The 3,181-nt window shown below is 50.2% G+C and carries 2 rRNA genes; both read right to left on the bottom strand.

Annotation, left to right across the window (positions count from 1 at the left end):
• Positions 1–3 precede the first annotated feature (3 nt).
• Positions 4–119, bottom strand: a 5S ribosomal RNA gene (rrf, locus tag H5185_RS21535).
• A 135-nt stretch (positions 120–254) separates the two neighbouring features.
• Positions 255–3,159: ribosomal RNA gene (locus H5185_RS21530) — 23S ribosomal RNA — on the bottom strand.
• Between the last annotated feature and the right edge of the window lie 22 nt (positions 3,160–3,181).

Below are 3,181 nucleotides of genomic sequence, written 5' to 3'. Positions count from 1 at the left end.
GGCGCCTGGAAATGACCTACTCTCGCATGGGGAGACCCCACACTACCATCGGCGATACTGTGTTTCACTTCTGAGTTCGGAATGGGATCAGGTGGTGCCACAGCTCTATGGTTTCCAGACAAATTTTGTTTATCTAACGCAGTATATTGCATTAAATAATAATTCGGAAAGCTGATTGCTTTATTGAGTCTCTCGCACTGCTTAAGCGCTTCATTCTAACACTAAGTCGTATCAGTAAAACCCATCTGGGTTGTATGGTTAAGCCTCACGGGTCATTAGTACAAGTTAGCTCAACGCCTCACAACGCTTACACACCTTGCCTATCAACGTAGTAGTCTCCTACGGCCCTTTAGAGAGCTTAAAGCTCTAGGGATGACTCATCTTGGGGCTCGCTTCCCGCTTAGATGCTTTCAGCGGTTATCGATTCCGAACGTAGCTACTGGGCAATGCCATTGGCATGACAACCCAAACACCAGCGGTTCGTCCACTCCGGTCCTCTCGTACTAGGAGCAGCTCCCCTCAATCATCCAACGCCCACGGCAGATAGGGACCGAACTGTCTCACGACGTTCTGAACCCAGCTCGCGTACCACTTTAAATGGCGAACAGCCATACCCTTGGGACCGACTTCAGCCCCAGGATGTGATGAGCCGACATCGAGGTGCCAAACACCGCCGTCGATATGAACTCTTGGGCGGTATCAGCCTGTTATCCCCGGAGTACCTTTTATCCGTTGAGCGATGGCCCTTCCATTCAGAACCACCGGATCACTATGACCTACTTTCGTACCTGCTCGACGTGTATGTCTCGCAGTTAAGCTGGCTTATGCCATTGCACTAACCGTACGATGTCCGACCGTACTTAGCCAACCTTCGTGCTCCTCCGTTACTCTTTGGGAGGAGACCGCCCCAGTCAAACTACCCACCAGGCACTGTCCTCAACCCCGATAAGGGGCCAGAGTTAGAACATCAAAACTACAAGGGTGGTATTTCAAGATTGACTCCACTCAGACTAGCGTCCAAGCTTCAAAGTCTCCCACCTATCCTACACATGTAGGTTCAATGTTCAGTGCCAAGCTATAGTAAAGGTTCACGGGGTCTTTCCGTCTAGCCGCGGGTATACGGCATCTTCACCGCAATTTCAACTTCACTGAGTCTCGGCTGGAGACAGCGTGGCCATCATTACGCCATTCGTGCAGGTCGGAACTTACCCGACAAGGAATTTCGCTACCTTAGGACCGTTATAGTTACGGCCGCCGTTTACCGGGGCTTCGATCATGAGCTTCTCCGAAGATAACCCAATCAATTAACCTTCCGGCACCGGGCAGGCGTCACACCGTATACGTCATCTTGCGATTTTGCACAGTGCTGTGTTTTTGATAAACAGTTGCAGCCACCTGGTATCTGCGACTCCCGTCAGCTTAGAGAGCAAGTCTCATCACCAACAGGAGCGTACCTTCTCCCGAAGTTACGGTACCATTTTGCCTAGTTCCTTCAGCCGAGTTCTCTCAAGCGCCTTGGTATTCTCTACCCGACCACCTGTGTCGGTTTGGGGTACGATTCCCGCTAACCTGAAGCTTAGAAGATTTTCCTGGAAGCATGGCATCAACTACTTCATCACCTTAGTGACTCGTCATCAGCTCTCAGCCTGTACATTAAAGTACGAATTCCCGGATTTGCCTAAGAATTCAACCTACCACCTTAAACGCGGACTACCAACGCCGCGCTAGCCTAGCCTTCTCCGTCTCTCCATCGCAGTTAGCGGAAGTACAGAAATATTAATCTGTTTCCCATCGATTACGCCTTTCGGCCTCACCTTAGGGGTCGACTCACCCTGCCCCGATTAACGTTGGACAGGAACCCTTGGTCTTCCGGCGAGGGAGTTTTTCACTCCCTTTATCGTTACTCATGTCAGCATTCGCACTTCTGATACGTCCAGTGTGGGTTACCCCTTCACCTTCAACCGCTTACAGAACGCTCCTCTACCGCGCACTTCTAATGAAATGCACCCGTAGCTTCGGTGGTATGTTTAGCCCCGTTAAATCTTCCGCGCAGGCCGACTCGACTAGTGAGCTATTACGCTTTCTTTAAATGATGGCTGCTTCTAAGCCAACATCCTAGCTGTCTAAGCCTTCCCACATCGTTTCCCACTTAACATACACTTTGGGACCTTAGCTGACGGTCTGGGTTGTTTCCCTTTTGACAACGGACGTTAGCACCCGCTGTCTGTCTCCCGAGTAGTACTCATTGGTATTCGGAGTTTGCAAAGGGTTGGTAAGTCGGGATGACCCCCTAGCCTTAACAGTGCTCTACCCCCAATGGTATTCGCTCGAGGCGCTACCTAAATAGCTTTCGAGGAGAACCAGATATCTCCGAGTTTGATTGGCCTTTCACCCCCAGCCACAAGTCATCCGCTCATTTTTCAACATAAGTCGGTTCGGTCCTCCAGTTGATGTTACTCAACCTTCAACCTGCCCATGGCTAGATCACTCGGTTTCGGGTCTACACCTTGCAACTAAACGCGCAGTTAACACTCGGTTTCCCTACGGCTCCGCTATTCGCTTAACCTCGCTACAAAATGTAAGTCGCTGACCCATTATACAAAAGGTACGCAGTCACGGTCTCAAGAACCGCTCCCACTGCTTGTACGTACACGGTTTCAGGTTCTATTTCACTCCCCTCACAGGGGTTCTTTTCGCCTTTCCCTCACGGTACTGGTTCACTATCGGTCAGTCAGGAGTATTTAGCCTTGGAGGATGGTCCCCCCATATTCAAACAGGATGTCACGTGTCCCGCCTTACTCGTTTTCATCTATGGTTAGTTTTCGTGTACGGGGCTATCACCCTGTGCCGCTGAGCTTTCCAACTCATTCCACTAACACCCCATAGACTTAAGGGCTAATCCCCGTTCGCTCGCCGCTACTAGGGGAATCTCGGTTGATTTCTTTTCCTCCGGGTACTTAGATGTTTCAGTTCCCCGGGTTTGCCTCACAACACTATGTATTCATGTTGTGATACATGCTTATGCATGTGGGTTTCCCCATTCGGATATCGTTAGCTCAAATGCTTATTACTAGCTCGCCAACGCTTTTCGCAAGTTATTACGTCCTTCATCGCCTCTGACTGCCAAGGCATCCACCGTATACGCTTGGTCACTTAACCATACAACCCAAATGAGTTTCAC

Source organism: Shewanella sp. SG44-6 (genome assembly GCF_014164185.1).
GTDB lineage: Bacteria > Pseudomonadota > Gammaproteobacteria > Enterobacterales > Shewanellaceae > Shewanella > Shewanella vesiculosa.
The sequence above is the reverse complement of the archived record's forward strand: the minus strand, read 5'-3'. Positions and strand labels throughout refer to the sequence as shown.